General features: G+C 67.0%; 23 protein-coding genes and 1 tRNA gene. 18 read left to right on the top strand and 6 right to left on the bottom strand.

Annotated elements, in window-relative coordinates; translation table 11 throughout:
* The first annotated feature begins 65 nt into the window (after positions 1 to 65).
* From BCEP18194_RS22535 to BCEP18194_RS22480, 12 genes are all read left to right on the top strand, one after another.
* Positions 66 to 701: a LysE family translocator gene (locus BCEP18194_RS22535; RefSeq protein ID WP_011353571.1), complete on the top strand. Its 636-nt coding sequence runs from the start codon at positions 66 to 68 to the stop codon at positions 699 to 701.
* Between the two features lie 100 nt (positions 702 to 801).
* On the top strand, positions 802 to 1,659 hold the full coding sequence (gene htpX / locus BCEP18194_RS22530; protein ID WP_011353570.1) for a zinc metalloprotease HtpX: 858 nt from the start codon (positions 802 to 804) through the stop codon (positions 1,657 to 1,659).
* A 238-nt stretch (positions 1,660 to 1,897) separates the two neighbouring features.
* Positions 1,898 to 3,289 (top strand): 16S rRNA (cytosine(967)-C(5))-methyltransferase RsmB, encoded by a 1,392-nt coding sequence (gene rsmB / locus BCEP18194_RS22525; RefSeq protein ID WP_011353569.1) that lies wholly within the window; start codon positions 1,898 to 1,900, stop codon positions 3,287 to 3,289.
* The gene (locus BCEP18194_RS22520; RefSeq protein ID WP_011353568.1) at positions 3,286 to 3,876 is read left to right on the top strand and encodes a DUF4390 domain-containing protein; all 591 of its coding nucleotides are present in this window, start codon (positions 3,286 to 3,288) and stop codon (positions 3,874 to 3,876) included. The genes rsmB and BCEP18194_RS22520 overlap by 4 nt, the downstream gene beginning before the upstream one ends.
* Positions 3,866 to 6,280 carry a sensor histidine kinase EsaS gene (esaS, locus tag BCEP18194_RS22515; RefSeq protein ID WP_011353567.1) on the top strand — a complete coding sequence of 805 codons (2,415 nt, stop codon included), beginning with the start codon at positions 3,866 to 3,868 and terminating at the stop codon, positions 6,278 to 6,280. Before BCEP18194_RS22520 ends, esaS begins: the two co-directional genes overlap by 11 nt.
* On the top strand, positions 6,281 to 6,982 hold the full coding sequence (gene esaR / locus BCEP18194_RS22510; RefSeq protein WP_011353566.1) for a response regulator transcription factor EsaR: 702 nt from the start codon (positions 6,281 to 6,283) through the stop codon (positions 6,980 to 6,982).
* Positions 6,983 to 7,043: 61 nt separating this feature from the next.
* Positions 7,044 to 7,119: transfer RNA gene (locus BCEP18194_RS22505), tRNA-Phe, on the top strand.
* A gap of 358 nt (positions 7,120 to 7,477) precedes the next feature.
* Positions 7,478 to 8,212, top strand: a complete 735-nt coding sequence (queC, locus tag BCEP18194_RS22500; protein WP_011353565.1) for a 7-cyano-7-deazaguanine synthase QueC — start codon at positions 7,478 to 7,480, stop codon at positions 8,210 to 8,212.
* 75 nt (positions 8,213 to 8,287) lie between these two features.
* Positions 8,288 to 8,920, top strand: a complete 633-nt coding sequence (gene queE / locus BCEP18194_RS22495) for a 7-carboxy-7-deazaguanine synthase (protein ID WP_011353564.1) — start codon at positions 8,288 to 8,290, stop codon at positions 8,918 to 8,920.
* 18 nt (positions 8,921 to 8,938) lie between these two features.
* On the top strand, positions 8,939 to 9,391 hold the full coding sequence (queD, locus tag BCEP18194_RS22490; RefSeq protein WP_011353563.1) for a 6-carboxytetrahydropterin synthase QueD: 453 nt from the start codon (positions 8,939 to 8,941) through the stop codon (positions 9,389 to 9,391).
* A gap of 309 nt (positions 9,392 to 9,700) precedes the next feature.
* Positions 9,701 to 10,486: an HpcH/HpaI aldolase family protein gene (locus tag BCEP18194_RS22485; protein WP_011353562.1), complete on the top strand. Its 786-nt coding sequence runs from the start codon at positions 9,701 to 9,703 to the stop codon at positions 10,484 to 10,486.
* Positions 10,483 to 11,259, top strand: a complete 777-nt coding sequence (locus tag BCEP18194_RS22480) for a tetratricopeptide repeat protein (RefSeq protein ID WP_011353561.1) — start codon at positions 10,483 to 10,485, stop codon at positions 11,257 to 11,259. The genes BCEP18194_RS22485 and BCEP18194_RS22480 overlap by 4 nt, the downstream gene beginning before the upstream one ends.
* A gap of 100 nt (positions 11,260 to 11,359) precedes the next feature.
* On the opposite strand, the gene rodA is transcribed toward BCEP18194_RS22480, so the two are convergent.
* From rodA to BCEP18194_RS22455, 5 genes are all read right to left on the bottom strand, one after another.
* Positions 11,360 to 12,508 carry a rod shape-determining protein RodA gene (rodA, locus tag BCEP18194_RS22475; RefSeq protein ID WP_011353560.1) on the bottom strand — a complete coding sequence of 383 codons (1,149 nt, stop codon included), beginning with the start codon at positions 12,506 to 12,508 and terminating at the stop codon, positions 11,360 to 11,362.
* Between the two features lie 11 nt (positions 12,509 to 12,519).
* Positions 12,520 to 14,805 (bottom strand): penicillin-binding protein 2, encoded by a 2,286-nt coding sequence (gene mrdA / locus BCEP18194_RS22470; RefSeq protein ID WP_011353559.1) that lies wholly within the window; start codon positions 14,803 to 14,805, stop codon positions 12,520 to 12,522.
* 114 nt (positions 14,806 to 14,919) lie between these two features.
* A complete protein-coding gene (mreD, locus tag BCEP18194_RS22465) occupies positions 14,920 to 15,432 on the bottom strand; it encodes a rod shape-determining protein MreD (RefSeq protein WP_009687274.1) in 513 nt (170 codons plus the stop codon).
* Positions 15,429 to 16,496 carry a rod shape-determining protein MreC gene (gene mreC / locus BCEP18194_RS22460; RefSeq protein WP_011353558.1) on the bottom strand — a complete coding sequence of 356 codons (1,068 nt, stop codon included), beginning with the start codon at positions 16,494 to 16,496 and terminating at the stop codon, positions 15,429 to 15,431. The genes mreD and mreC overlap by 4 nt, the downstream gene beginning before the upstream one ends.
* A gap of 126 nt (positions 16,497 to 16,622) precedes the next feature.
* Complete coding sequence (locus BCEP18194_RS22455) at positions 16,623 to 17,666, bottom strand: rod shape-determining protein (RefSeq protein WP_004189550.1); 1,044 nt, start codon at positions 17,664 to 17,666, stop codon at positions 16,623 to 16,625.
* Positions 17,667 to 18,033: 367 nt separating this feature from the next.
* Here BCEP18194_RS22455 and gatC point away from each other — a divergent pair, with 367 nt between their 5' ends.
* From gatC to BCEP18194_RS22430, 5 genes are all read left to right on the top strand, one after another.
* A complete protein-coding gene (gatC, locus tag BCEP18194_RS22450) occupies positions 18,034 to 18,333 on the top strand; it encodes an Asp-tRNA(Asn)/Glu-tRNA(Gln) amidotransferase subunit GatC (protein ID WP_011353557.1) in 300 nt (99 codons plus the stop codon).
* 69 nt (positions 18,334 to 18,402) lie between these two features.
* Complete coding sequence (gatA, locus tag BCEP18194_RS22445; protein WP_011353556.1) at positions 18,403 to 19,893, top strand: Asp-tRNA(Asn)/Glu-tRNA(Gln) amidotransferase subunit GatA; 1,491 nt, start codon at positions 18,403 to 18,405, stop codon at positions 19,891 to 19,893.
* Between the two features lie 4 nt (positions 19,894 to 19,897).
* The gene (gatB, locus tag BCEP18194_RS22440) at positions 19,898 to 21,373 is read left to right on the top strand and encodes an Asp-tRNA(Asn)/Glu-tRNA(Gln) amidotransferase subunit GatB (protein WP_011353555.1); all 1,476 of its coding nucleotides are present in this window, start codon (positions 19,898 to 19,900) and stop codon (positions 21,371 to 21,373) included.
* A 117-nt stretch (positions 21,374 to 21,490) separates the two neighbouring features.
* Positions 21,491 to 22,330, top strand: a complete 840-nt coding sequence (locus BCEP18194_RS22435; RefSeq protein ID WP_011353554.1) for a polyphosphate kinase 2 family protein — start codon at positions 21,491 to 21,493, stop codon at positions 22,328 to 22,330.
* A gap of 41 nt (positions 22,331 to 22,371) precedes the next feature.
* Positions 22,372 to 23,145: an exodeoxyribonuclease III gene (locus BCEP18194_RS22430; protein ID WP_011353553.1), complete on the top strand. Its 774-nt coding sequence runs from the start codon at positions 22,372 to 22,374 to the stop codon at positions 23,143 to 23,145.
* Between the two features lie 127 nt (positions 23,146 to 23,272).
* Here the strand turns inward: BCEP18194_RS22430 and BCEP18194_RS22425 are convergent, their stop codons facing one another.
* The gene (locus tag BCEP18194_RS22425; protein WP_011353552.1) at positions 23,273 to 24,325 is read right to left on the bottom strand and encodes an NAD(P)-dependent alcohol dehydrogenase; all 1,053 of its coding nucleotides are present in this window, start codon (positions 24,323 to 24,325) and stop codon (positions 23,273 to 23,275) included.
* Between the two features lie 227 nt (positions 24,326 to 24,552).
* Here BCEP18194_RS22425 and BCEP18194_RS22420 point away from each other — a divergent pair, with 227 nt between their 5' ends.
* Positions 24,553 to 25,509 carry an AraC family transcriptional regulator gene (locus BCEP18194_RS22420; protein WP_011353551.1) on the top strand — a complete coding sequence of 319 codons (957 nt, stop codon included), beginning with the start codon at positions 24,553 to 24,555 and terminating at the stop codon, positions 25,507 to 25,509.
* The last annotated feature ends 51 nt before the right edge of the window (positions 25,510 to 25,560 follow it).

Raw genomic sequence — 25,560 nt, 5'->3', positions numbered from 1 at the left:
GCCGAGTCGCGCGGTGCGGCAGGCGCGCGTAGAATTTCCCTGCGCTCTCCGGTTTCGAGGTTCTCATGTTCGGCATCACCCATTTCGGCTTCTTCGTGCTGGCAGTCTTCCTGCTGAACGTCACGCCCGGCCCCGATACGGCCTATATCGTTGGCCGCAGCGTCGCGCAGGGCCGCGGCGCGGGGCTGATGTCGGCGTTCGGCATTTCGGCCGGCTGCTGCGTTCACGCGCTCGCCTGCGCATTCGGCCTGACCGCGCTGCTTGCGGCGTCGGCTGCCGCATTCACGGTGATCAAGCTGGTCGGCGCCGCCTACCTGATCTACCTCGGCGTGCGGATGATCTTCGCGAAGCAGGCGGCCGAGCCGTCGGGCAAGGCGGCCACCCAAGCCGCGAAGCCGCTGCGCCAGCTGTTCATGCAGGGCTTCTGGACCAACGTGCTGAACCCGAAGGTCGTGCTGTTCTTCGTGTCGTTCTTCCCGCAGTTCGTGTCGGCCGACAGCCCGCACAAGGCATTGGCGTTCCTGACCCTCGGCGGCGTGTTTGTCGCGATGAGCACGGTGTGGACCAGTCTCGTCGCGTGGGTCGCGGGCAGTGTCACGGAGCGCTTCTCCGGCAAGCCGGGCGTCAAGAAGTGGCTCGACCGCACGGTCGGCAGCGCGTTCGTCGGCCTCGGCCTTCGTCTTGCAACATCGCAACGCTGAGATTGAATTTTTCCGGCAAGACCTTATCTAACAAATCGCTTACAATTTTCCGCCGCGCCCTTTGATGCGCGGCGGGCCCCCTGACGGATAAGGAGTGGGTATGTTCAATTGGGTCAAAACGGCGATGCTGATGGCCGCGATCACGGCCCTGTTCATCGTGATCGGCGGGATGATCGGCGGCTCGCGGGGCATGACGATCGCGCTGCTGTTCGCGCTCGGCATGAATTTCTTCTCTTACTGGTTCTCGGACAAGATGGTGCTGCGCATGTACAACGCGCAGGAAGTCGACGAGAACACGGCGCCGCAGTTCTACCGGATGGTGCGCGAGCTGGCTACGCGCGCGAACTTGCCGATGCCGCGCGTCTACCTGATCAACGAGGATGCGCCGAACGCATTTGCGACCGGCCGCAACCCGGAGCACGCGGCAGTCGCCGCGACGACGGGCATCCTGCGCGTGCTGTCGGAGCGCGAGATGCGCGGCGTGATGGCGCACGAGCTCGCACACGTGAAGCACCGCGACATCCTGATCTCGACGATCACCGCGACGATGGCAGGCGCGATCTCGGCAATCGCGAACTTCGCGATGTTCTTCGGCGGGCGCGACGAGAATGGCCGGCCGGCCAACCCGATCGCGGGTATCGCGGTCGCGCTGCTCGCGCCGATCGCCGGCGCGCTGATCCAGATGGCGATTTCGCGGGCTCGCGAGTTCGAGGCCGATCGCGGTGGCGCGCAGATCTCCGGCGATCCGCAGTCGCTTGCGACTGCGCTCGACAAGATCCATCGCTATGCGGCGGGCATCCCGTTCCAGGCAGCCGAGCAGCATCCGGCCACCGCGCAGATGATGATCATGAATCCGCTGCACGGCGGCGGCCTGCAGAATCTGTTCTCGACGCACCCGGCCACCGAGGAACGGATCGCGCGCCTGATGGAGATGGCGCGTACCGGTCGCTTCGACTAAGCCAAAGCTACGGCACACCGTGCGGCAGTTGCCGCGCGGGAGCCGCCATGCCACCCCGCACGCTTTGCGCTGCGGGGTGTTTCATTTGTGCGCGCCGTAAAGGGGACAAAGGGCCTGCAGCGTCGCACGCTACAATGCCCGGTTTGGGATCGCAGGGCCCGCAGGCACCGCGATCCCGCCGTTTGCCGCATTTATTTGCTGTGCCCGCTTGCCGCGCTTGTTTGCCGAATCTGCTCCGATGACACGAACCCGTTCTACCGCTCCGTCTTCTTCCAGCCGCCCGGCGCGCCTGTCCGCGCTGCATCTCGCGCCCGATTCGCTCGGCTTCGCCCTCGATGCGGCCGCGCAGGCGGTCGATGCGGTACGGCGCGGCACCGCGCTGCCGGCGGCACTCTCGGCGGTATTCGCGCAGATGCCATCCGGTGCGCAGGCACTCGCGCGTGGGGCAACACAGGACGTCGCATACCGGACGATGCGTCGCCTCGGCAGCGCGGACTGGCTGATCGGCCGGTTCATCAGCAAGGCGCCGCCCGCGCACGTGCACGCGGTGCTCGCCGGTGCGTTCGCGCTGCTGCTCGACCCGGCGGACGAGGCCGCCTATCCGGCGTTCACGGTGGTCGACCAGGCCGTGACCGTGATCGGCGCACGCCGCGAATGCGCGTTCGCGAAGGGGATGGTCAACGCGGTGCTGCGCCGTTTCCTGCGCGAGCGCGACGCACTCGTCGCGGCGCTGCAGGACGATGTCGTCGCACGCTGGAACTACCGGGCGTGGTGGGTCGATTCGGTGAAGCGCGCATGGCCCGACGCATGGCAGGCGATCCTCGCGGCCGGCGAGCGGCAGGGGCCGCTGACGCTGCGCGTGAACGCGCGCCGCGCGAGCGTCGACGCGTATCTCGATACGCTGCGCGCGAACGGGATCGAAGCGACCGCGATCGGCCGGCATGCAGTGCGGCTCGCGTCGGCGCTGCCGGTCGATCGCATTCCGGGGTTTGCCGACGGCGTCGTGTCGGTGCAGGACGCCGGCGCGCAGCTCGCAGCCGAATGGCTCGGTGCGCGCGACGGCATGCGCGTGCTCGACGCATGCGCGGCGCCCGGCGGCAAGACCGGCCACATTCTCGAACTGGCCGATGCGGAAGTCGTCGCGCTGGAGAGCGATGCGACACGCGCGGCGCGGATCGGCGAGAACCTCGTGCGGCTGTCGCTCGAAGCGGACGTGCGTGTCGGCGATGCGGGCGCACCCGGCGCGTGGTACGACGGGCGCCCGTTCGACCGCATCCTCGCCGATGTGCCGTGCTCGGCGTCCGGCATCGTGCGTCGGCATCCCGACATTCGCTGGCTGCGCCGCGAGGCCGACATCCCGGCGCTCGTCGCGGAACAGCGCCGCATCCTGTCGGCGTTGTGGCCGCTCGTGAAGCCGGGCGGCGAACTGCTTTACGTGACCTGTTCGGTGTTCCCCGAAGAAGGTGAATTGCAGGCCCGCTGGTTTGAAGCGGCCTGTGAAGATGCGGTACGATTGGACGCCCCCGGCCAGCTGCTGCCGGGCGGAGTGCAGGGAGGGGCGGCCGCCGGCGCACTCGACCAGAACACCGATCACGACGGATTTTTCTACGCGCAGTTTCAGAAACGGTGACGATCAAACACCTTTTTCCACTTCGGCTCGCGGCCGTCCTGATGGTCGCGTTGACGCTGTGCCTGGCCCTCGTCCGGCCGGCGCATGCCGAGTCGATCGCCGTGCAGCGTGCGTCGCTCCAGTCCGACGGAAGCGGCTGGGCGCTCGACGCCCGCTTCGATTTCGAACTGAACCCGAACCTCGAGGATGCCGTCAACAAAGGCATTCCGCTTTACTTCACGACCGACTTCGAGTTGAGTCGTGCGCGCTGGTACTGGTTCGACGAGCAGCCGGTGGCGGTGACGCAGACGATCCGCCTGTCGTTCCAGCCGCTCACGCGCGAGTATCGCGTGTCGACGGGCGGCCTGCAGCTCGGTTTTCCTTCGCTGAAGGATGCGCTCGCGGTCGTCAGGCACATCACGTCGTGGCACGTGATCGACCGCAACCAGGTGCGCTCCGGTGAAACCTACACGGCATCGGTGCGGATGCAGCTCGATACGGCGCTGATGCCGAAGCCGTTCCAGGTCGATGCCGTGAACAACCGCGACTGGACGCTCGGGTCGGACTGGAAGCGCTTCAACTTCACGGTGACCGAACGTGCTAAATAAAGTGCGCCGCGCGGCCAGCGGGAAGAGCCTCCTCGTTCGCGTGATCGTCTCGACTGTCGCGCTCACCGCGCTGCTGCTGCTCGTGCTGCTCGCGGCCGCGAGCGCGAATACCGAATTCTTCGACCGCTACTACTCGTGGCTGTACGCGACGAACATCGTCGTCGCCCTCGTGTTCCTGCTCGTGGTGCTCGGGCTGATCGGGATGATCGTCGTGCGCCTGAGGAAGGGCAAGTTCGGCACGCGGCTGCTCGCGAAGCTCGCGGTGTTCTTCGCACTCGTCGGCGTGGTGCCGGGCGGGATCATCTACATCGTGTCGTACCAGTTCGTGTCGCGCAGCATCGAGTCGTGGTTCGACGTGAACGTCGAGACGGCGCTGACGGCCGGCCTGAACCTCGGCCGCGGGATGCTCGATGCTTCGCTGTCCGATCTGCAGACGAAGGCGCGGCTGATGTCCGACCAGCTCGCGAGCGTCGATGCGAACACGAACGGCACGACGCTCACGCTGCTGCGGCTGCGCGACCAGTTCGGCGTGCAGGACGCGACGATCGTCGAGCCGAGCCGTGGCGGCTCGGGGGCGGCGCCCGACCTGCACATCGTCGCGCAGGCGTCTGGCAATTTCGCGGCGCTGATTCCGGACGACCTGCCGACGCCGCTGATGCTGAACCAGGCGCGTGAACACGGTGCGTACGCGGCGATCGAGGGTGAAGTCGACGGTGACCCGCGCACACACGGCGCGAAGGGTGCGCTGCGGTTGCGCGTCGTGCGGCCGATTCCCGATGCGTCGACGTCGCTGCTGCAGCCGGCCGAACGCTTCCTGCAGCTCACGCAGCCGGTGCCACCGACGCTTGCCCACAACGCGGACGCCGTGCAGCGCGCGTATCGCGAGTACCAGGAAAAGTCGCTCGGCCGCACCGGGCTGCGCAAGATGTACATCGGCACGCTGACGCTCGCGCTGTTCCTCGCGACCTTCATCGCGATGATGCTTGCGCTCGCGCTCGGCCAGCAGCTCGCGCGGCCGCTGTTCCTGCTCGCGCAGGGCACGAAGGAGGTCGCGGAAGGCGACTACACGCCGAAGCGCGAGATCAAGACGCGCGACGAGCTCGGTTTCCTCACGCAGTCGTTCAATGCGATGACGCGCCAGTTGTCCGAGGCGCGGCTCGCGGTCGAGAAGAATCGCGTCGCGCTAGAGCATTCGAAGACGTATCTCGAAAGCATCCTCGCGAACCTGACCGCCGGCGTGTTCGTGCTCGACCGCCAGTTCCGGCTGACGACCGCCAATCGCGGCGCCGAGCGGATCTTCCGGCAGCCGTTCAACGCGCTGATCGGCACGACGCTCGACCGGATCGGCGTGGCCGCCGGGTTCGGCGCGATGGTGCGCAAGGCGTTCGCCGATCGCGAGGCGGCGTCCGACGGCGGCAGCGGCGATCGCGGCCACTGGCAGCAGCAGTTCGCGATCGAGGTGCCGGGCGAAGCCGATCCGCTGACTTTGCTCGTGCGCGGCACGCGCCTCGTATCGACGGTCGAGGGGCAGGCCGAGGATCCGCAGACGTCCGGTTACGTCGTCGTGTTCGACGACATCTCCGACGTGATTTCCGCGCAGCGTTCGGTCGCATGGGGCGAGGTCGCTCGCCGGCTCGCGCACGAGATCAAGAATCCGCTGACGCCGATTCAGCTGTCGGCGGAGCGGTTGCAGATGAAGCTGTCCGACAAGCTCGCACCGCCCGACGCCGATGTGCTCAAGCGCGGCGCGACGATGATCGTCAACCAGGTGGCCGCGATGAAGCGGATGGTCGACGACTTCCGCGAATACGCGCGCACGCCGCCGGCCGTGCTCTCGAACCTGCAGTTGAACGAACTCGCGAGCGAGGTGCTCGGGCTGTACGGTGTGGGCGAAGGCAAGAGCGCGATCGTCGCCGAGCTCGCGCCGTCGCTGCCGGTGATACGCGGTGACGCGACGCAACTGCGCCAGGTGATTCACAACCTGCTGCAGAATGCGCAGGATTCGGTCGCGGAGTCGGCGCATCCGCGTGTGTTGATCGAAACCAAGACAGTAGAATATGGCGATCCCGACGCCGAGGGCAAAACGCGCGTCGCGGTACGTCTTACCGTGTCCGACAACGGGCCCGGTTTTCCGGCGCGCATCCTGACCCGCGCGTTCGAGCCTTATGTGACGACGAAGGCGAAGGGCACGGGTCTGGGGTTGGCCACGGTCAAGAAGATCGTCGATGAGCACGGTGCGCGGATCGATCTGCGCAATCGCATGCACGGCGAGACCGTCGAGGGTGCGCAGGTGTCGATCCTGTTCCTGCAGATGGCGAGCGATGCGCCAGGCGCCGAATCGGGCGTGCAGGACGGGGCGGCCCCCGCCAAGACAAAAGCAAGTGAGCAGACAAAGGCAGCGTAAATGGCAACCATCCTGGTGGTAGATGATGAAATGGGCATCCGGGAATTGCTCTCGGAGATCCTCAGCGATGAAGGACATGTCGTCGAGGCGGCGGAGAACGCGCAGGCCGCGCGGGAATACCGGTTGAATCAGGCGCCCGATCTCGTGCTGCTCGATATCTGGATGCCCGATACCGACGGCGTGACGTTGCTCAAGGAGTGGGCGGCGCAAGGGCTGCTGACGATGCCCGTGATCATGATGTCCGGGCACGCGACGATCGATACGGCCGTCGAGGCGACGAAGATCGGCGCGCTCGATTTCCTCGAGAAGCCCATCGCGCTGCAGAAGCTGCTGAAGTCCGTCGAGCACGGTCTCGCACGCGGCGCGGCGCCGGTGTCCGCGAACGCGGCGGCGAAGGCCGGTGCAGGGCAGGCGGCAGGGCCCGCGGCGGTTGCGTCCGCGGCCGCGCTGCCGACGCTCGGCGACGACATGGCTTCGGCACTCGGCCTCGCGGGCCAGACGGCTGCGATCCCGTTCGACATCCCGTTGCGCGAAGCGCGCGATGCGTTCGAGCGTGCGTACTTCGAATATCACCTCGCGCGCGAAAACGGCAGCATGACGCGTGTCGCGGAGAAGACGGGCCTCGAGCGCACGCACCTGTATCGCAAGCTCAAGCAGCTCGGTGTCGAGCTCGGCAAGAAGCCGTCCGAAGGCGCCATATAAAATATTTTGCGAAAGCACTTGCTCAAGTGAAGAAGGGTCGCTATACTTTCTCTTCTTCGTTGGCCCGGTAGCTCAGTTGGTAGAGCAGCGGATTGAAAATCCGCGTGTCGTTGGTTCGATTCCGACCCAGGCCACCAGAATTAAAACCCCAAGAATCGGAAGGTTCTTGGGGTTTTTCGTTTGTGGTGGGGTTTGCGTGATGTGTGGCGTGAGGCGGCGTGCCCGGCAGTGTTCGTGAGGGCATGATAAAATCCGTGTCCGCTCAATAACTTAGCGCATCGCTTCATGCGCACGGCAGGCTGCCAGCGTGGCGCCGCCGTGGCGCGCGGCAACGATGCCGCGCGATGGGCGGTATAAGCGCTCCGCCGCGTTCGCGGCCGATTCCGCTGCCTATACTGGTCGAGCCGGCCCAGGCCGGCACGCGTCGGGCCGCCCGGCGGCAGCCGGCCCCGGGGCGCAGCGCGACGCGAGCCTACACATTCACGGAGTATCACGGTGATTCGGACAGACGCTAAAGACGGCGCGCTCGTGTTGTTTTCCGGCGGGCAGGACTCGGCCACGTGCGTGGCATGGGCCCTCGAACGCTACCAGACGGTCGAGACGCTCGGCTTCGATTACGGCCAGCGCCATCGCGTCGAGCTCGAATGTCGCGAAGGCGTGCGCGAAGCGCTGAAGCGTGACTTTCCCGCGTGGTCGGACCGACTCGGCGACGATCACATGATCGACCTGTCGGTGCTCGGCGCGATCAGCGATACCGCGATGACGCGCACGATCGAGATCGAGACGGCGGCGAACGGCCTGCCGAACACGTTCGTGCCGGGCCGCAACCTGATGTTCATGACGATCGCCGCGGCGATCGCCTATCGCCGCGGGCTGCGGGTGCTGGTCGGCGGGATGTGCGAGACCGATTTCTCGGGCTACCCCGATTGCCGCGACGACACGATGAAGGCGCTGCAGGTCGCGCTGAACCTCGGGATGGATACGCGCGTCGTGCTCGAGACGCCGCTGATGTGGCTCGACAAGGCACAGACGTGGCAGCTCGCCGAGCAGCTCGGCGGCGAAGCGCTCGTCGAACTGATCCGCGTCGAGACGCACACGTGCTACGTGGGCGAGCGCGCGGAACTGCACGACTGGGGTTTCGGCTGCGGCGAATGCCCGGCCTGCAAGCTGCGCAAGCGCGGCTACGAGGCCTACCTGAAGGGCGAGCGGGTGACCGAAGCGCCGCTGTGATGCAGCAGCAACGGCGGCGCCTGGTGATTAACGGATTCTGATCGACAACGAGCGGCGCGAGCCGGACGAAGCACGATGACTTACGCGGTCAAGGAAATTTTCTACACGTTGCAGGGCGAGGGCGCGAACGCGGGCCGGCCGGCCGTGTTCTGCCGGTTCGCCGGCTGCAACCTGTGGTCGGGCCGCGAAGAGGATCGTGCGGAGGCCGTGTGCCGCTTCTGCGATACCGACTTCGTCGGCACCGACGGCGAGAACGGCGGCAAGTTCAAGGACGCCGAAGCGCTCGTCGCGACGATCGCCGGCCTGTGGCCGGAGGGCGAGGCGCACCGCTTCGTCGTCTGCACGGGCGGCGAGCCGATGCTGCAGCTCGACCAGCCGCTCGTCGACGCGCTGCACGCGGCCGGCTTCGAAATCGCGATCGAGACCAACGGCTCGCTGCCGGTGCTCGAATCGATCGACTGGATCTGCGTGAGCCCGAAGGCTGACGCGCCGCTCGTCGTCACGAAGGGCAACGAGCTGAAGGTCGTGATCCCGCAGGACAACCAGCGGCTGGCCGACTACGCGAAGCTCGACTTCGAGTATTACCTCGTCCAGCCGATGGACGGCCCGTCGCGCGACCTCAATACGAAGCTCGCGATCGACTGGTGCAAGCGTCATCCGCAGTGGCGGCTGTCGATGCAGACCCACAAATATCTGAACATTCCCTGAGCCCCGGCTTTTGACATCGTGCTGATTACCCGAAAACTCGAATTCGACGCGGGCCACCGCATTCCCGATCACCGCAGCCAGTGCCGGAACCTGCATGGCCATCGCTATGTGCTCGAAGTCACGCTGCGCGGCGATCTCGTCGATACCGAGGGGGCGCCCGACCGCGGCATGGTGATGGATTTCGCCGACGTGAAGGCGCTCGCGATGGAGCACCTGGTCGGCAAGTGGGACCACGCGTTCCTGGTCTATGCGCGCGACGACGTCGTGCGCTCGTTCCTCGAGCAGATGGCCGACCACAAGACGGTCGTGATCGACCGGATTCCGACCGTCGAGAACCTCGCGGCGATCGCGTTCGACATCCTCGCGAACGTGTACGACGCGCACTATGGCGTGAACCTGCGGCTCGAGCGCGTGCGCCTGTACGAAACGCCGAACTGCTGGGCCGACGTCGAGCGCCAGCCCGGCCGCTGATCCCGCCTTCCCGGCAGCCCCGCCAGCCGGCGCGGGCTGCCTGATGCCGCACCCCGCGGCCTCGTCCCGCCTCGCTCCCCGTCCGTTCCCACATTTCGCGTAACGCCGCGCTATGATCGTTGCGTGGCGCCGAAAAACGCTGCCGTGCGCGAGTCGTGCGGCCGGCGCTGTCAGATCGGCCGCCCATAGCCGACTAACGTTCCAGGGCCCGGTCCTGGCGCCGCCGTGCATCGCTGCCCGGCGTGTCGCGCTCCGCTTTGCCCGTTGCTTGTCCCGTTCGATTGCCGTTCCGTCCAGGAGGCCGTATCGATGAGCACGCTCACCAATTCCCTCAAACAACGCCTGCGCGACGGCGACGAGCCGCTGTACGGCCTGTGGCTGTCGCTCGGCAGCGAGTCGGCCGCGGAAGCGCTCGCGCATGCCGGCTACGACTGGCTCTGCATCGACATGGAGCACGCGCCGAACGACAGCCGCGATGTTGCATCGCAGTTGCGCGCGATCGCCGCCGCCCATCTGCCGAGTGAGCCCGTCGTGCGCGTGCCGGCGCGCGAGCCGTGGCTCGTGAAGCGCGCGCTCGATGCAGGCGCACGCACGCTGATGTTTCCCGGTATCGAGACACCGGACGATGCCGTGCATGCGGTGCGGCTCACGCGTTATCCGTCGCCCGATTCGCCGGACGGGCTGCGCGGCGTCGCGGGCATGGTGCGCGCGGCGGCGTTCGGCATGCGCCGCGATTACGTGCAGACGGCGAATGCGCAGGTCGCGGTGATCGTGCAGATCGAATCGGCGCGCGGCGTCGACGAAGTCGAGCGGATTGCGGCGCTGCCCGGCGTCGACTGCCTGTTCGTCGGCCCGGCCGATCTCGCGGCGAGCCTCGGGCATCTCGGCGACATCCGCCACCCGGATGTCGAAACCGCGATGGCGCGCGTGCTCGCGGCCGGCCGGCAGGCCGGTGTCGCGGTCGGCATCTTCGCGGGCGATACGGCGGCCGCGCGCCAGTATCGCGAGGCCGGCTACCGGATGATCACGCTGTCGGCCGACGTCAGCTGGCTGTTGCGTGCCACGCGGCAGGCGCTGCAGGAGGTACGGTCATGAACGGTGGCGATGGCGCGTGCCGTGGGCGCGCGCGGGGTGTGACCGGGCGGCGCGGGCAGGTCGGCGCGATGCTCGGCCTGTGGGTCGTGTGGATCGCGGCCGCCGCGCAGGGTGCGCCGCAAGCGAAGCCCGATCCGTCGCACGAGACGCAATCGGCGGTCGCCGACTACAACGCCGGCGATTATCGTGCGGCGCTGGTGCAGTTCCACGACGCGGCCGAACGCGGCGACCGTCTCGCGCAATTCAACTACGCGATGATGCTGCTGACGGGCGAAGGCGTGACCGCGAACGTCGACGAAGGGTTGCGCTGGCTGAAGCGCGCGGCCGACGCGAACATGTCGCATGCGCAGTACGTGTACGGCCGGATGTTCGACGACGGCGAGTTCGTCGCGCGCGATCCGGCCGAAGCGCACCGCTGGTTCCTGCGGGCGGCGAAGCAGGGGCATGTGCAGGCCGAGCTGTCGCTCGCGAACCAGTTCCTCGACGGGCGCGGCACGCCGCGCGACAACCGGCAGGCGTTCACGTGGTACAAGCAGGCGGCCGACGCCGGCGAGCCGACCGCGCAGTACGTGACCGCGTCGTTCTACGAGCGCGGCGGCGACGGGGTCGCGCAGAACCTGAACATCGCGCGGGCGTATTACGCGGCCGCCGCCGCGCAGGGCGACGAGACGGCCGGGATGAAATTCAAGGAACTGAGTGCGCGGCTGAAGGCACAGGGGCCGGCATCGGGTGCCGGCACGGAGCCGGGTGGGGTGCACGCGCCACCGCCGTGAGCGGGGGGCGGTGCGGCGAAGTGCGGCCGCGATCGCGTTGCGCGGTCGAAAAAAACGGCGCCGAGGCGCCGTTTTTCTTTGTGCGGTGCGTGCCGCGCGGTCAGCTCTTCATCAACCGCCGCTGCCGCCCGACGCTCATGATCATCCCGATCGCGATGCCGAGCGTCGTGAGCGCGGTGCCGCCATAACTCATGAACGGCAGCGGCACGCCGACGACCGGCAGCACGCCGCTCACCATCCCGATGTTGACGAACGCGTAGACGAAGAACGCGAGCGTGAGCGAGCCCGCAAGCAGGCGGCCGAACAGTGTCGCGCCCTGCGCGGCGATATAGAGCCCGCGCGCGATCAGCGCCATGTACAGCGTCAGCAGCACGAGCCCGCCGGCGAGCCCCCATTCCTCGGAGAACACCGCGAAGATGAAGTCGGTGTGCTTCTCCGGAATGAATTCGAGGTGCGCCTGCGTGCCTTTCAGGTAGCCCTTGCCGAGCACGCCGCCCGAGCCGATCGCGATCACGGCCTGGATCGTGTGGAAGCCCTTGCCGAGCGGGTCGGAAGTCGGATCGAGCAGCGTACACACGCGGTGCTTCTGGTAATCGTGCATCAGCGGCCACTGCACTTCGGGCTGGCAGATGCGCTCTTCGAACACGGCGATCGAGCCGACCGCGATCACGCCCGCGACGAGCACCGGCACGATCAGCTTGAACGACAGGCCGGCGAGATAGATCACGAAGAAGCCGGCCGCGAACACGAGCAGGCCCGTGCCGAGGTCGGGCTGCTTCGCGATCAGCCCGACCGGTACCAGCAGGATCCCGAACGCGGCGATGAAGTCGTACCAGCGCAGCCCGCCTTCGCGGCGCTGGTAGTACCACGCGAGCATCAGCGGTGTCGCGATCTTGAGGATTTCCGACGGCTGGATCACGACGCCGACGTTCAGCCAGCGCTTCGCGCCCTTCTTGGTCATCCCGAACAACGCGACCGCGACCAATAGCGCGACTCCGAACGTGTAGAGCGGGACCGCGAAGCGCATCAGCGTCGTGGGCGGGATGTTGGCGATCACCCACATCAGCACGAACGTCAGCAGGATGTTGCGCAACTGGTCCTCGACGCGACCCGGCATGTCGATCGCCGCGCTGTACAGCGTGACGATGCCGACGCACAGCAGCAGGAACACGATGAGGGCGAGCGGGCGGTCGAAGCCCGCGAACATCTGCTTGATCTTGTCGAGCCAGGCGCGCTTGTCGAATTGCATGCCTTTCTCCGTTAATGAGCGGTGCCGGCGTCCGCCGCCTTCGCGGGGGCCGTGGCACGGTGATTGTCGTCGCGCGGCGTGGCGACGAGCGGCTGCGCGTCGCTGGCGGGCCGGCGTGGCCGGTGCGGGCGCCGGATCGGCGGCAGGCTCGCGGCCCTTGGCGCAGCGGCACTGGCATTGGCCGCCGTGGCAGCGCTCGCGGCGGCGGCAGCCGACGCTTCGGAGGCCGCTGCGGCCGATGCCGCTTCCGCCGCGCTGGCCGCGGTCGGCACGACCGGCTGCGGCAGCGCCGTGAAGCCAGCCGCGACGCCAGCAGGCTTGTTCGCGTCGCCGATCACCGGCGCGTTGATCGGTTCGGTCGCCGACGCCGCGGCAGCCACGGCCGCGGCCTCGTTCTCCGGTTTCTGGCGGTCGATGAGGTAGAAGTCGAGCACGCGGCGCGCGATCGGGCCGGCGGCCTGCGCCCCCCAGCCGCCGTTCTCGACGACCAGCGCGACGGCGATCTGCGGATGGTCGACCGGCGCGTACGCGATGAACAGCGCGTGGTCGCGCAGGTGCTCGGCGAGCAGGTGGCCCTTGTAGTTGGAGCCTTGCAGCGAGAACACCTGTGCGGTACCGGTCTTGCCGGCGGCGAGGTACGGCGCGCCGCGGAACACCTTGTACGCGGTGCCGGACGGGTTCTCGATCACGTTCTCCATCCCGCGCTTCACGACGTCGATGTCGGCCTGCTTGAGCGGGATCACTTCGCTTTCCTTCGGCACGGTCAGGTGGCGCCCGCGCGAGATCGGATCCTCGACTTCCTTCACGAGGTGAGGCTTCATCACGACGCCGTTGTTCGCGAGCGTCGCGGTCGCGTGCGCGAGCTGCAGGATCGTGAACGAGTTGTAGCCCTGGCCGATCCCGAGGCTGATCGTCTCGCCGTCGAACCACTTCTGCTGCGCGGCCTTCTTGAACGCCTTCTTCTTCCAGTCGGTCGACGGCAGGATCCCGCGCGCTTCGCCCTGGATGTCGATCCCGGTGATCTGGCCGAAGCCGAACGGCTTCATGAAGTTCGCGATCGAGTTCACGCCGAGATCGCGCGCGAGCATGTAGAAGTAGGTGTCGTTCGACACCATGATCGCCTTGTTCATGTCGACCCAGCCCTGGCCCGAGCGCACGTCGTTGCGGAACGTGTGGCCGCCGAACGTGAAGTAGCCGGGATCCTGGAAGCCCCAGCCCGGCGTGCGCTTGCCGAGCGTCAGGCCGGCGAGCGCCATGAACGGCTTGTACGTCGAGCCGGGCGGGTAGGTGCCGTGCAGCGGGCGGTTCAGGAGCGGCTTGTCGGTCGAGTTGTTCAGCTCGTCCCAGGTCTGCTGGTCGATGCCGTCGACGAACGAGTTCGGGTCGAAGCTCGGCGACGACACGAACGCGAGCACGTCGCCCGTCTTCGGCTCGATCGCGACCAGCGCGCCGCGCTTGCCGGCGAACGCCTGCTCGGCGACCTGCTGCAGCCCGATGTCGAGCGACAGCACGAGGTTGTTGCCGGGCGTCGCCTGCGTGCGCGACAGCGTGCGTACCGGCCGGCCGCCGGCCGTCACCTCGACTTCCTCGAAGCCCGTCAGCCCGTGCAGCTCGGTCTCGTAGCTCTGCTCGACGCCGATCTTGCCGATGTAGTCGGTGCCCTTGTAGTTGTTCGCGTCGCGGCGCGGATCGTAGTTTTCCTGATCGCTGTCGTTGTCGTCGCTCATCGCGTCGATGCGATCCTGGTCGCGCTTCGAGATCCGGCCGATGTAGCCGATCACGTGCGCGGCCGTCGTGCCGAGCGGATATTGCCGGAACAGCCGCGCGCGCACGTCGACGCCGGGGAAGCGGAAGCGCTGCGCGGTGAAGCGCGCGACTTCGGCGTCGGTGAGCCGGGTGCGGATCGGCAGGCTCTCGAAGTTCTTCGAGTCTTCCTGCAGCTTCTTGAAGCGGCGGCGGTCGCGCGCGTCGATCGGGATGATCTCGGACAGCTTGTCGATCGTGTTGTCGAGCGTGTCGTCGAGCTTCGACGGCGTGATCTCGAGCGTATAGGCCGAATAGTTCTTCGCGAGGATCACGCCGTTGCGGTCGGTGATGATCCCGCGGTTCGGCACGATCGGCGCGACGGAGATGCGGTTTTCCTCGGCCTGCAGCGCGTATTTGCCGTGCTGCATCAACTGCAGGTAGAAGAAACGGCTCGCGAGCAGCCCGAAGCAGACGAACACGAACACGCCCGCCGCCGCGACGCGCAGGCGGAACTTCGAGAGCTGCTGTTGGGTGTCGTTGAATTCGGTCATGCGATTAGGAGCGATCTGGCCCGCGCGCGCCGAGCGGGCGCGGGCGAGGTGCCGCCCCGAAGCGCGGCGCGCGGCGGGCGTGGAGGCGGCGGGTATTCAAGGCAGGCCCCTGGCTCAGATAGGGCGCGTATCGTCCGGATCGACCGGGCGGCGTTGCGGCATCAGCAGCAGGTGGCTCGCGATCGGCCACAGCGCGGCCTCGACGAAGCCGTCGACCAGATAGCGCCAGCCCGGGAACGCGGCGCCCATCACGAGGCGGATCACGAACGGGACGAGCTGCGCGACGACCAGCAGCGGCGTGACGTACAGCACCTGCACGCCGATCGGCATCCACAGCACGCGGCGGTGGATCGTGATCGCGCCGTACGACAGCAGCGTATAGGCGAGCGCATGCTCGCCGAGCAGCCCCGCGTCATGCACGTCCATCAGGATGCCGAGCGCGAACGCGACGCCCATCCCGACCTTGCGCGGCTGGTGGATGTTCCAGAACAGCAGCACGAGCGCGACGAAGTCGGGCACGCCGGGCAGGCGGCCCCACGGCATCAGGTTCAGCAGGAACGCGGCGGCGAGGCTGAAGACGATGAAGTACGGATTGACCGGCTGCAGGATGTATTGCGGGCGATTCATCGCTGGGCTCCTGTTTGCCCGGCCGCGGGTTTCGCGGGCGTGGCGGCGGGCTTGGCCGGAGCGGCCGGTGCCGCCGGCGCGGGCTTCGCGCCAGGCTGGGCCGCGGCGGCCGGCTTCGCATTCGCGTCAGCCTTGTCGGCCTTCTCGCCCTTGGCGGCGGCCTTCGCGCCCTTCTTGCCCTTCGCATTCTTGTCGGCGGCCGGATCGGGCTCGGCGGGGCGCGGCGGGATGTCGTGCTGGTAATGCAGCACGAGCATCTGGCGCGCGCCGCGTACGGCGGCGATCGGCGCGCAGGTCACGCGTGCGAACGCCGTATCGGCGAGCTTGTCGACGCGCACGACCTTCGCGACCGGCAGGCCGGGCGGGTAGACGCCGTCGAGGCCGCTCGTGACGAGCTCGTCGCCGACGACGAGATCCGCGCTCGTCGGCACGAAGCGCAGGTCGAGCGAATCGCCCTTCGGCGTGCCGTAGATCACGCTGCGCAGGCCGGTGCGCAGCACCTGCACGGGAATCGCGAGATCGCGGTCGGTGACCAGCGTGACTTCGGACTGGAGCGGGAACACGCGCGTGACCTGGCCGACCACGCCGTTCTCGCTGACGACGGGCGCGCCGTTCTGGATGCCCTGCTGCGACCCCTGGCCGATCACGATCTTCTGCGTGAACGGATCGCTCGTGTCGTACTGGATTTCGGCCGGCGTCGATTGCGTCGCGATGTGCTGGCGCAGCTCGAGCACCGCGCGCAGGTGCGCGTTCTCCTGCGTGAGCACGGCGGCCTGGTTGGCTTGCGTGGACAACTGCAGGTTGCGCTTGCGGAGGTCGTCGTTCTCGTGGCGCAGCGAGGCACCGGTGACGGCGATGTCGGCCGCGCCCATGAACAGGTCGCGCGGCACGAGCGCGGCGCGCTGCAGCGGGTAGAGCACGGTGCCGAGCACGCCGCGGACGATTTCGAGCGTGCTGAAGCGCGCGTCCGAGACGAGGAGCGCGATGGCGAGGGCAACGAAGAAGATGAGCCGCGCGAGCGCGGGCGGACCTTGCTTGAAGAGGGGCGGCGGACTGTATTCCATGGTCGGCGCCGGGCGCGAATGATCGGTTAAATGATGCTCAGACGCGCAAACGGCGCGGCGGTTCGTTCTAAACGAGCGAGCCGGCCACGCCGCGGTTGCGTCATGTCAGGAAGACTGCCTGGACGATCACTCGTACGAGAAGATGCTGCCCAGCTTGTCCATGCGCTCGAGCGCCATGCCCGAACCGCGCACGACACAGGTGAGCGGATCTTCCGCGACGAGCACCGGCAGGCCGGTTTCTTCCGCCAGCAGGCGATCGAGATCGCGCAGCAGTGCGCCGCCGCCCGTCAGCATCATCCCGCGTTCGGCGATGTCGGCGCCGAGTTCCGGCGGCGTCTGTTCGAGCGCGATCTTCACCGACGACACGATCTGGTTCAGCGGATCGGTCAGCGCTTCGAGGATTTCGTTGCTGGAGATCGTGAAGCTGCGCGGAATGCCTTCCGACAGGTTGCGGCCCTTCACTTCCATTTCCTTGACTTCGGAGCCCGGGAACGCGGAGCCGATTTCCTTCTTGATCGCTTCGGCGGTCTGTTCGCCGATCAGCATCCCGTAGTTGCGGCGGATGTAGTTGACGATCGCCTCGTCGAACTTGTCGCCGCCGACGCGCACCGAACCCTTGTACACGATGCCGCCGAGCGAGATCACGCCGACTTCCGTCGTGCCGCCGCCAATGTCGACGACCATCGAGCCGGTGGCTTCCGACACCGGCAGGCCCGCGCCGATCGCAGCGGCCATCGGCTCTTCGATCAGGTAGACCTGCGATGCGCCGGCGCCGTGCGCGGCTTCCTTGATCGCGCGGCGCTCGACCTGGGTCGAGCCGCACGGCACGCAGATGATGATGCGCGGCGACGGCGAGAACATGCGCGACTCGTGGGCCGTCTTGATGAACTGCTTGATCATCTGCTCGGTGACGGTGAAGTCGGCGATCACGCCGTCCTTCATCGGGCGGATCGCCTCGATGTTGCCCGGCACCTTGCCGAGCATCTGCTTGGCTTCCTTACCGACTGCCTGGATGGTCTTCTTGCCGTTGGGGCCGCCTTCCTGGCGGATCGACACGACGGACGGCTCATCGAGCACGATGCCCTTGCCGCGCATGTAGATCAGGGTGTTTGCGGTGCCGAGGTCGATCGCGAGATCGTTGGAGAAGTAGCTGCGCAAAAAACCGAACATTCAGAATCCTGTTTCGCTCTGGGCCGGCCCTGCATAGCGAGCGCTGAGGGCGGCAGCGGAAAAAATAACAGCCTCGGGAAGCGTGGCGGAAGCGGCCGCCGCGGCGCACGAAGCTGCGAGTGATGTCTACCGGGGATCGCACGATGCACGCACGGCTTGCCGAAGCGGGGCGAAACGGTGCGGGAAAAGGCTGCCGGGTTTGGGTCGAACGCGTAATGATACCTTATAATTTCACGGTATTTGAATCGAAACGGCCGGTATTTTTGCCGCTTCGGCCCCGATTTTTGAGGGTGGGATCGCACCCTCCAACCCCCCGCGGCAGTGCTGCTTTTGATGCGCTGCGCAGCCTTGTTTTTCCGGTGATCGCATGGCCCTGACCCTGACCGATGTGAAACGCATCGCGCACCTGGCGCGACTCGAAATGGCCGACGCCGACGCCGAGCACATGCTCGGCCAGCTCAATGAACTCTTCGGCCTCGTCGAGCAGATGCAGGCGGTCGACACCGCCGGCATCGCGCCGCTCGCCCACCCGATCGAACAGATCCAGGAAGTCGCGCAGCGCCTGCGCGAAGACGCCGTGACGGAAGTCGTCAATCGCGACGACAACCAGCGTCCGGCGCCGGCCGTCCAGGACGGCCTCTATCTTGTGCCGAAGGTGATCGAGTAAGCATTCGATGACAAGCGCGCCGCCGCCTTTGCGCCGCGCGCCACCCAGAATTCCCAGGAAAACCACTCAATGCACGCAAAAAGCCTGACTGAACTGCGCGCCGCGCTCGCCGCCAAGGAATGCTCGGCCGTCGAGCTCGCGCAGCTCTACCTGAAACGGATCGAAGCCGCGCGCGACCTGAACGCGTTCGTCCACGTCGATGCCGATCTGACCCTCGCGCAGGCGAAAGCTGCCGACGCCGAGCTCGCGCGCGGCGCGGGCGGCGCGCTCACCGGCCTGCCGATCGCGCACAAGGATGTCTTCGTCACGCGCGGCTGGCACTCGACCGCCGGCTCGAAGATGCTCGCGAACTACGAGAGCCCGTTCGACGCGACCGTCGTCGCCCGCCTGCAGGCGGCCGGCATGGTCACGCTCGGCAAGACCAACATGGACGAGTTCGCGATGGGCTCGTCGAACGAGAATTCGGCGTTCGGCGCGGTGAAGAACCCGTGGGACACCAACGCGGTGCCGGGCGGCAGCTCGGGCGGCAGCTCGGCCGCCGTCGCCGCGCGCCTCGCGCCGGCCGCGACCGGCACCGACACCGGCGGCTCGATCCGCCAGCCCGCGTCGTTCGCGGGCGTGACGGGCATCAAGCCGACCTACGGCCGCGTGTCGCGCTACGGGATGATCGCGTTCGCGTCGTCGCTCGACCAGGGCGGCCCGATGGCGCAGAGCGCGTCCGACTGCGCGCTGCTGCTGAACGCGATGGCCGGCTTCGACGAGCGCGACTCGACGAGCCTCGAGCGCGAAGACGAAGACTTCACGCGCCACCTCGGCCAGCCGTGGGCGGCCGGCAACGATGCAGGCAAGCCGCTCGCGGGCCTGCGCATCGGCCTGCCGAACGAGTATTTCGGCGACGGCCTCGCCGACGACGTGCGCGCGACGATCGACGCGGCCCTGAAGCAGTATGAAGCGCTCGGCGCGACGCTCGTGCCCGTGTCGCTGCCCAAGACGGAACTGTCGATCCCCGTGTACTACGTGATCGCGCCGGCGGAAGCGTCGTCGAACCTGTCGCGTTTCGACGGCGTGCGCTTCGGCCACCGCGCCGCGCAGTACGGCGACCTGCTCGACATGTACAAGAAGTCGCGCGCGGAAGGCTTCGGCCCCGAGGTGAAGCGCCGGATTCTGGTCGGCGCGTACGTGCTGTCGCACGGCTACTACGACGCGTACTACCTGCAGGCGCAGAAGATCCGCCGCATCATCGCGAACGATTTCCAGGAAGCGTTCAAGTCCTGCGACGTGATCATGGGCCCGGCGTCGCCGACGGTCGCATGGGATCTCGGCTCGAAGGGTGACGATCCGGTGCAGATGTATCTCGCGGATATCTACACGCTGTCGGTGAGCCTCGCCGGCCTGCCCGGCATGAGCGTGCCGTGCGGCTTCGGTGCGGGCGCGAACGCGAAGCGCCCGGTCGGCCTGCAGATCATCGGCAACTATTTCAACGAAGCCCGGATGCTGCAGGTCGCGGACGCGTTCCAGCGCGCGACCGACTGGCACAAGCAAGTTCCGGCGGGGGTGTAAGCACATGGCAACTCAATGGGAAGTCGTCATCGGTCTCGAGACGCACGCGCAACTGTCGACCGTCTCGAAGATTTTCTCGGGCGCGTCGACGCAGTTCGGCGCCGAGCCGAACACGCAGGCCTGCCCGGTCGACCTGGCGCTGCCGGGCGTGCTGCCGGTGCTGAACCGCGGTGCGGTCGAACGCGCGATTCGCTTCGGCCTCGCGATTGGCTCGACCATCGCGCCGCGCAGCATCTTCGCGCGCAAGAATTATTTCTACCCCGATCTGCCGAAGGGCTATCAGATCAGCCAGTACGAGATTCCGGTCGTGCAGGGCGGCCAGATCACGATCCAGGTGCCTGCCAACGAAAAGGCCGGCAAGGACGCGTACGAAAAGACCGTCAACCTGACCCGCGCGCACCTCGAGGAAGATGCGGGCAAGTCGCTGCATGAAGACTTCGCCGGGATGACGGGGATCGACCTGAACCGTGCGGGCACGCCGCTGCTCGAGATCGTCACCGAGCCGGAAATGCGCAGCGCGGCCGAGGCCGTGGCCTACGCGAAGGCGCTGCACGGGCTCGTCGTGTGGCTCGGCATCTGCGACGGCAACATGCAGGAAGGCTCGTTCCGCTGCGACGCGAACGTGTCGGTGCGCCCGATCGGCCAGGAGAAGTTCGGCACGCGCGCGGAAATCAAGAACCTGAACTCGTTCCGGTTCCTCGAGGAAGCGATCAATTTCGAAGTGCGTCGCCAGATCGAGCTGATCGAGGACGGCGGCGAAGTCGTCCAGGAAACGCGCCTCTACGATCCGGACAAGCGCGAGACGCGTTCGATGCGCAGCAAGGAAGACGCGCACGATTACCGCTACTTCCCCGACCCCGACCTGATGCCGCTCGTGATCGGCCAGGACTGGATCGAGCGCGTGCAGTCCGGGATGCCCGAGCTGCCGGCCGCGATGCAGCAGCGCTTCGCCGACGAATACGGCGTGTCCGCGTACGACGCGGGCGTGCTGACGTCGAGCAAGGCGATGGCCGCGTACTTCGAGGCCGTGGTCGCGAAGGCGGGCACCGCGAACGCGAAGATCGCCGCGAACTGGCTGATGGGCGACGTTTCGTCGCAGCTGAACCGCGACGGCATCGAGATCGACGCGATTCCGGTCTCGGCTGCGCAGCTCGCACTCGTGCTGCAGCGCATCGCCGACGGCACGATCTCGAACAAGATCGCGAAGGAAATCTTCACGACGATCTGGGACGAGAAGGCCGACGACGAAGGGGCGGCCGACCGCATCATCGACGCGAAGGGGCTGAAGCAGATCTCCGACACCGGCGCGCTGGAAGCGATCATCGACGAAGTGCTCGCGGCGAACGCGAAGTCGGTCGAGGAATTCCGCGCGGGCAAGGAGAAGGCGTTCAACGCGCTGATCGGCCAGGCGATGAAGGCGACCAAGGGCAAGGCCAATCCGCAGCAGGTCAACGAACTGCTGAAGAAGAAGCTCGGCTGAGCATGACCGCGCGCCTGAACCGCGCATGACGACGGGCCGCCCCGAACTGTTCGGGGCGGCCCGTTGCGTTTGGTGGATGCGTTATCGTATGCACCACAGCGTCCAACGGAGGAACGAATGGCGAAACAACCGTCGCTCGACGATTTCCGCGTGCCGTACAGCACGCGCGAGAAGGAAGCCGCAGCATTCAAGCTCGATGCGTTCGACCCGGCCGCGAAGCCGTTCTCGTCCGGTTCGAAGGACGACGACCGCGAACGGCTGTCGGCCGTGTCGACCGAGCTCGACGTGCAGCAGGAGCGCCTGCACACACAGCAGAAGAAGCGCGTGCTGCTCGTGCTGCAGGGGATGGACACCAGCGGCAAGGACGGCACCGTGCGCGCGGTGTTCCGCGAGGTCGATCCGCTCGGCCTGCGCGTCGTGCCGTTCAAGGCGCCCACGCCGATCGAGGCCGCGCACGACTTCCTGTGGCGCGTGCATGCGCAGGTGCCGGCCGCGGGCGAGCTCGCGATCTTCAACCGCAGCCACTATGAAGACGTGCTCGTGCCGCGCGTGCTCGACCTGATCGACGCGAAGGAATGCGAGCGCCGCTACCGGCAGATCCGCGATTTCGAGACGATGCTGGTCGAGAACGGCACGACGATCATCAAGTGCTTCCTGCACATCTCGAAGGACGAGCAGCGCGAGCGGCTGCAGGCGCGCATCGACGATCCGACCAAGCACTGGAAGTTCGACATCTCCGATCTCGACGCACGCAAGCACTGGGACGCGTACCAGTCCGCCTACCGCGACGCGCTCGCCGCGACGTCGGCCGAGCATGCGCCGTGGTATGTGATCCCGGCGAACTCGAAGACGCACCGCAATGTGATGATCGCCGAGCTGCTGCTGCGCACGATGACCGACATGAAGCTGGAATTCCCGCCGCCGAAGCCCGAGCTCGAAGGCGTGAAGATCCGCTAAGCTGCACCCCTGAAAAAACATCGAACTGAACGGAATCCGACATGATGCGAGTGATTACCGCCAACCTGAACGGCATCCGCTCCGCCGCGAAGAAGGGCTTCTTCGAGTGGCTCGGCGAACAGAACGCCGATTGCGTGTGCGTGCAGGAAATCAAGGTCTCGGCCGACGACCTGCCGGCCGAATTCGTCGAGCCGCACGGCTTCAAGAGCTATTTCCACCACGCCGAGAAGAAGGGCTACAGCGGCGCGGGCGTGTACAGCCGCCGCGAGCCCGATGACGTGATCATCGGCTTCGGCAGCAGCGAATTCGATGCCGAAGGGCGCTACGTCGAGGCGCGCTACGGCAAGCTGTCGGTCGTGTCGGTGTACGTGCCGTCCGGCTCGAGCGGCGAAGAGCGCCAGCAGGCGAAGTACCGCTTCATGGACGAGTTCATGCCGCACCTCGCCGCGCTGAAGAAGAAGCGCGAGGTGATCCTGTGCGGCGACGTGAACATCGTCCACAAGGAAATCGACATCAAGAACTGGAAGAGCAACCAGAAGAACTCGGGCTGCCTGCCGGAAGAGCGCGAATGGCTCACGAAGCTGTTCGACGATGTCGGCTATGTCGACGTGTTCCGCACGCTCGACCCGCGCGCCGAGCAGTACACGTGGTGGAGCAACCGCGGCCAGGCGTATGCGAAGAACGTCGGGTGGCGGATCGATTACCAGATCGCGACGCCGGGTGTGGCCGGCACCGCGAAAAGCACGTCGATCTTCAAGGACATCAAGTTCAGCGATCATGCGCCGCTGACGATCGACTACGACTACAAGAAGTGACGTCCCGCGCTGCGCCGCGCGCGTAGCAGCCGGATCGTCCGGCCGCCGGATGCAAAAACGGGCCGCATGTCGAACATGCGGCCCGTTTCTTTTTGGGGCGGCGATCGTGCATGCCGCCCGGCGGCGCTCAATGCTTGATCGACGCCATGTCGATCACGAACCGGTACTTCACGTCGCTCTTCAGCATCCGCTCGTAGGCCGCGTTGATCTGCTGCATCGGAATCGTTTCGATATCCGACGTGATCCCGTGCTCCGCGCAGAAGTCGAGCATTTCCTGCGTTTCCGCGATCCCGCCGATCAGCGAGCCCGCGAGGCGGCGGCGCTTGAAGATCAGGTTGAACACCTGCGGCGACGGATGGTCGTGCTCCGGCGCGCCGACCAGCGTCATCGTGCCGTCGCGCTTCAGCAGGTGCAGGAACGGGTTCAGGTCGTGCTGCGCGGCGACCGTGTTCAGGATGAAGTCGAAGCTGTTCAGGTGCGCGTTCATCTGCGCTTCGTCCTTCGAGATCACGACTTCGTGCGCGCCGACCCGCTTGCCGTCCTCGATCTTCGACGGCGACGTGGTGAACAGCACGACGTGCGCACCCATCGCGCGCGCCAGCTTCACGCCCATGTGACCGAGGCCGCCGAGCCCGACGATGCCGACCTTCTTGCCGGGGCCGACGTTCCACTGCCGCAGCGGCGAGTAGGTCGTGATCCCCGCGCACAGCAGCGGTGCGGCGCCGGCCGGGTCGAGCGTGTCGGGCACGCGCAGCACGAACGCCTCGTCGACGACGAGCTGCGTCGAATAGCCGCCGAACGTGATGTCGCCCGTCACGCGATCCTGGCCGTTGTAGGTGCCGACGAAGCCGTTCTCGCAATATTGCTCGAGGCCGTCGGCGCAGCTCGGGCAGGTGCGGCACGAATCGACGAGGCAGCCGACGCCGACCAGCTCGCCGACCTTGAAGCGCGAAACCTGCGGGCCGGTCGCGGTCACGCGGCCGACGATTTCATGGCCCGGCACGACCGGATAGATCGTGTTGCGCCATTCGTTGCGGGCCTGGTGCAGGTCCGAGTGGCAGACGCCGCAGTAGAGGACGTCGATCTGGACGTCGAGGTCGCGCAGCGCGCGACGCTGGAATTCGAACGGGGCGAGCGGCGACTGCGAATCGGTCGCCGCGTAGGCATAGGTAGTGCTCATGCGATGGGCTCCTTGTCCGGAAAGCATCCGGCGAAACAGACTGCCGTCGCATCATGTGGCGATGCGGCGAGGCAGGACGTCATCGTAAGGAGCGCGGCGCCGCAGCGAAATACACGAAGGTCTGGAAGATTTGCCTATTCCTCTCTAAGTGCGTCCAAACAGCCGTCAAAACCTGTTCAAGGTGCTACATTGCGAGCCGGATTCTCTTGCCGGACAGGACCACGCAGATGAGCTTCGAGCCCCTTTTCGCCGATACAGGCGACCGCGTGCAGCGCCGCATGGTCGAGCTGCATACGCGCCTCGCGCCGAACGAGGGCGACACGCTCGCGGCGCTCGACGGCGTGCGCTTCATCCGCGTGAGCCGGCCGGGGCCGCGCATGCCCGTGTTGTACGAGCCGAGCATCGTCGTCGTGTGCCAGGGGCGCAAGCTCGGCTATCTCGGCGAGCGCTCGTTCGTGTACGACGCGCAGCAATATCTCGTGCTGTCGGTGCCGCTGCCGTTCGAATGCGAGACCTTCGCGAGCCAGGACGAGCCGTTTCTCGCGATCTCGATCCGCGTCGATCTCGCGGTGATCGCCGAGCTCGCGATCCTGCTCGACGAGACGCTCGGAGTGCCCGTCAGCGAGCCGCTCGGCGTGGATTCGACGCCGCTCGACGCGCCGCTGGCCGATGCGGTCGTGCGGTTGCTCGAAGCGCTCGCGTCGCCGCACGACACACGTGTGCTGGGCCCCGCGATCATGCGCGAGATCGCGTATCGGGTGCTGACGGGCGAGCAGGGCGATGCGATCCGCGCGGCGCTCGTCCAGCAGCATCACTTCGGCCGTATCGCGAAGGCGCTGCGGCGCATCCATGCGGACCTGAAGGCCGACCTCGACGTCGAGACGCTCGCGCGCGAGGCCGGCATGAGTCTCGCGGTGTTCCATGCGCAGTTCAAGCACGTGACGGCAACCTCGCCGATGCAGTACGTGAAGACCGCGCGGCTGCACCAGGCGCGGCTGATGATGGTGCAGGACGGGGTGGGCGCCGGCGCGGCGGCCGCGCGCGTCGGCTATGCGAGCGCGTCGCAGTTCAGCCGTGAGTTCAAGCGGCTGTTCGGCCGCAGTCCGGGTGACGAGGTGCGCTGGATGCGCGAAAGCGGAAGCCGGCCGGTTGGCGATCGGGCGGCGATCGACCTGACGACCTGAGCGAACGGCGGCGCGCAGCGGGGGTGCCACGCGCGGGGAAGCGGTGTGCAG

Origin of the sequence: Burkholderia lata, from assembly GCF_000012945.1 — a bacterium.
In the GTDB taxonomy this organism is placed as follows: Bacteria; Pseudomonadota; Gammaproteobacteria; order Burkholderiales; family Burkholderiaceae; genus Burkholderia; species Burkholderia lata.
The sequence above is the reverse complement of the archived record's forward strand: the minus strand, read 5'-3'. Positions and strand labels throughout refer to the sequence as shown.